4 protein-coding genes are annotated in these 3,139 nt (G+C 37.7%); 3 read left to right on the top strand and 1 reads right to left on the bottom strand.

Features of this window, described 5'->3' with window-relative positions:
- Positions 1-207 precede the first annotated feature (207 nt).
- Positions 208-612 carry a hypothetical protein gene (locus BN3456_RS00370; RefSeq protein ID WP_141654473.1) on the top strand — a complete coding sequence of 135 codons (405 nt, stop codon included), beginning with the start codon at positions 208-210 and terminating at the stop codon, positions 610-612.
- Between the two features lie 42 nt (positions 613-654).
- Here the strand turns inward: BN3456_RS00370 and BN3456_RS00375 are convergent, their stop codons facing one another.
- Positions 655-1,440 (bottom strand): alpha/beta hydrolase, encoded by a 786-nt coding sequence (locus BN3456_RS00375; RefSeq protein WP_089981983.1) that lies wholly within the window; start codon positions 1,438-1,440, stop codon positions 655-657.
- 227 nt (positions 1,441-1,667) lie between these two features.
- Here BN3456_RS00375 and BN3456_RS00380 point away from each other — a divergent pair, with 227 nt between their 5' ends.
- On the top strand, positions 1,668-2,267 hold the full coding sequence (locus BN3456_RS00380; RefSeq protein ID WP_089981986.1) for a 4'-phosphopantetheinyl transferase family protein: 600 nt from the start codon (positions 1,668-1,670) through the stop codon (positions 2,265-2,267).
- A 576-nt stretch (positions 2,268-2,843) separates the two neighbouring features.
- Positions 2,844-2,987: a hypothetical protein gene (locus BN3456_RS15750; RefSeq protein WP_176699057.1), complete on the top strand. Its 144-nt coding sequence runs from the start codon at positions 2,844-2,846 to the stop codon at positions 2,985-2,987.
- Positions 2,988-3,139 lie beyond the last annotated feature (152 nt).

A 3,139-nucleotide genomic window follows, 5' to 3' on the forward strand; every position in this document is an offset into this window, starting at 1 on the left:
CCATTTAGTTAAAAAATGCTCCGCGGATCAACCACGGAGTGCTATAAGCAAAAGTGCTGGATTTTATTTGCCAAAAAACGCTGGAAAATAATTTCCACTTTTTGCTGGAAAGTACTTGCCGTTTACAGCACGTCAAGTGTTATAGGATTCCGGGAAGAAACAAAAGATATTCCAGTGGCGGGAACAGTCCTTGGAGAATTCTCATTCATGCATTATCTTGGAGATAAGAGTGCGTATACAGAGAATGAGAAGTATCATATCTTGAAAGAAAGATTTGGGGAGAGCACGGATGCGGTAGTGGAACAGTTTGAAATGGTATATCCAAAGTTAGATATCTTATATGCATTAAGCGTGGATGCGATGTTCCGTCCGCTTACCAAAGAAATTCTCGAGGAACGTTCAGCTTATACAGATGCACCATGCTATAACTACATGATGAACTTTATTATCCCATATATGGGAGGCCTCGCAGTCTGGCATTGTGGTGATATTCCATTTGTATTTAGGAATGTGGAAATGGAATCTGCACACTGCACCGCAGTTGTCCTGGAATCTATTTATAAAAGAAAATCCGCAGCGGATGATTTTTGCAGAGAAATGTGGAATGGATGACAAGGATGATACAGAGTTGTTGGACTTAATACAGAAAAGTTTTTATTCAAACAACCACTTGGCAGATTCGGACAGAGCCGGATCCCAATAATCCCAATTATGTTCGCCTTCTGTCATAACGCAGGTCGTGTGAAGCCCTTTTTGAGTGGCAGTATCACAAAATTTTGTCGTGCTGCCGGCAAAAAAATCTTGTTTGCCACATGCAAGGTAAAAGTCCGGCAATTGTTCAGCTGAATATTCTGTCTGCGTCAGAAGATAAAAGATATTTTTATCCGTGTCCTGTAATTCCTTGCTGTTTAAAAGTTCAGGAGGAAGCAGGTATCCGCAGATATTAACGAATTTGGTGGCATAACAGATGTCGAGCGCGCCGGAGAGGGAGATGATTTTTCCAAATATATCCGGACATAAGAGACCGGTACGAACGGCACCGTACCCACCCATTGAATATCCACACAGGAAGGTATCTTCACGTTTGCGCGAAAGTGGGAAGACATCCCGCACATAATTCAATAGCTCATTGGTCAGAAAGGTAAATGCATTGACTGCATTTACGCCATCCAGATAAAAGGAATTGCCGACGGAAGGAAGAACAATTGCAATATGGTATTTATCAGCTAATTCGGCAGCACGGGAATGTAAAAGCCAGTCGGCAGCACTGTCACATGCGCCGTGAAGCAGATAAAGTGTACGATAGCCTGATTTAGGGATGGCATTTACATTATCCTTGTCCGATTCAGTGATAATGCCATACTGTCTCGGTAATATAATATGAAATTTCGCCATGGTTCCAAGAGAAAACGACGGAAAACTGCAAGTGATATGTGTCATAGTATAGAGCCTCTTTTCTATAAATATAGTGGTGTTGTTTCATACTATATTTGTTTTGTGTTTCTGCGTATATTATACAGTGATTTAGGATGAATGAAAACCCAAAGTTATTTTCCGAAAAGGAATATTCCCAAAATAAACATTCGGGATAAATATGTTATATGCTTTCAAAGCTGTATTCGATATACTAAACTTATCATGAGAGAGAAAGGACAGGTAAGTGAGGGATGAAGAACGTAAAAATAGTAATCGCAGATATTCGACAATTTACATGTGATACGGAGCAGGTTCTTTCGCAGATTGCACCGCGCTATACGAAAAAGTATAAGAAAACCAAGCGGCCAAAAGATGCACAGCAGGAACTTGTGTCCGGCTTTCTCTTAAAACTGTATCTAGGGATAACACGAGATGAACAGTTTACATGCAATGAATATGGAAAACCGTTTCTGACTTCTGGTGATTGTTTTTTTAACCTGTCTCACAGTGAAGATTATGTTGTTCTTGCAATTGTGGACTGCAATGTTGGAATTGATGTGGAAAAAGTCAGAACCTGTCATGAGGCAACAGTAAAAAAAGTATTCAATACAAGACAGAAAGAAAAATTACTCGGTCTTGAAGGTGACGCAAGGAACGAAAAATTCACACAAATATGGACAGAGTGCGAGGCTTTACTAAAGTTGAAAGGAACTGGATTTGGGGATGAATGGAACACAGACAACAGCTTGGTGGAAAGTTGTGACATCCATACATTTCAAATGCAGGATTATGTTATAACTTGTGTGACGGAGATGGAATCTTCCATTGAGATAGAAAAATATAAAGTATAAACACATTTCAAAAAACTGTTCTGTTATATATTTGAGGAAACTTATATAATGTAAGCATCAAGTAAATTTATAAAAAATTGGAGGAAACAAGTGTGAAAAATAAACTGTGTTTTAGGGCGACTTTAACTAAAGGGTTATAACTCCCCTTTTTCAAAAATATTCAATTAGCATGCAAGTATTGAGACCACCATGGATATTTACACTGAGGTTACGCATGACAAGAAACAGGAAGCTTTAGAAGCATTATCGAAGAATTTAGACGTTTTTTGAAAAGAGAGTTCTTAAAGATTTTATGAGGACAGTAAAAAGCGAAAAAGACAATAAAGTGACAGTAAATTTTGTAATTATGGTTATGAATAATTAGGAATAGTTTTTAAGTGAAATCCTTTATTTAAGCCAATTATTACAACTTATATATATAGTTGGTTCAAACCCAAACATTTCCCGACGATGAAGATATTGGATAAATAAATCCAGTGTTTATGCGGCTTCACAGACATTTTCTTTATAAATAGTAAAACAGGTAAAACACTGACACCAAGTTTTTTGGAAAAGGGTGATTTGAAGAGTGAGCTAATGAGAATTGCGTATGTTGCTATGACCCGACCAAGAAGATTATTGATGGTTGCGATGCCTGCAAATGCAAAAATAAAAGAATATCAAAGGTTTCCAAAAGAATTGTGGAAATATGAATACATTGATATAAACAATAAAAGTTAAAAGAAAACCTAAATTCTCTCATTGAAATAAATTAGGAAAGTTCTAAGTCAGGGGCTCAAAATCAGGAGCCTGATTAGAACTTCAAGCCCCTGATTTAGTACTTTCCTTTTGAACCAAGTCCCGCATGCGGACGGCTTATGTAGTTTTGATGG

This window comes from Clostridium sp. C105KSO13, from assembly GCF_001517425.1.
In the GTDB taxonomy this organism is placed as follows: domain Bacteria; phylum Bacillota; class Clostridia; order Lachnospirales; family Lachnospiraceae; genus Muricomes.

Bases quoted from the DNA above. Each gene is read 5' to 3' on its own strand.
- BN3456_RS00380 (WP_089981986.1), top strand. From the start codon at position 1,668: ATGAAGAACGTAAAAATAGTAATCGCAGATATTCGACAATTTACATGT.
- BN3456_RS00370 (WP_141654473.1), top strand. From the start codon at position 208: ATGCATTATCTTGGAGATAAGAGTGCGTATACAGAGAATGAGAAGTAT.
- BN3456_RS00375 (WP_089981983.1), bottom strand. From the start codon at position 1,440: ATGACACATATCACTTGCAGTTTTCCGTCGTTTTCTCTTGGAACCATG.
- BN3456_RS15750 (WP_176699057.1), top strand. From the start codon at position 2,844: ATGAGAATTGCGTATGTTGCTATGACCCGACCAAGAAGATTATTGATG.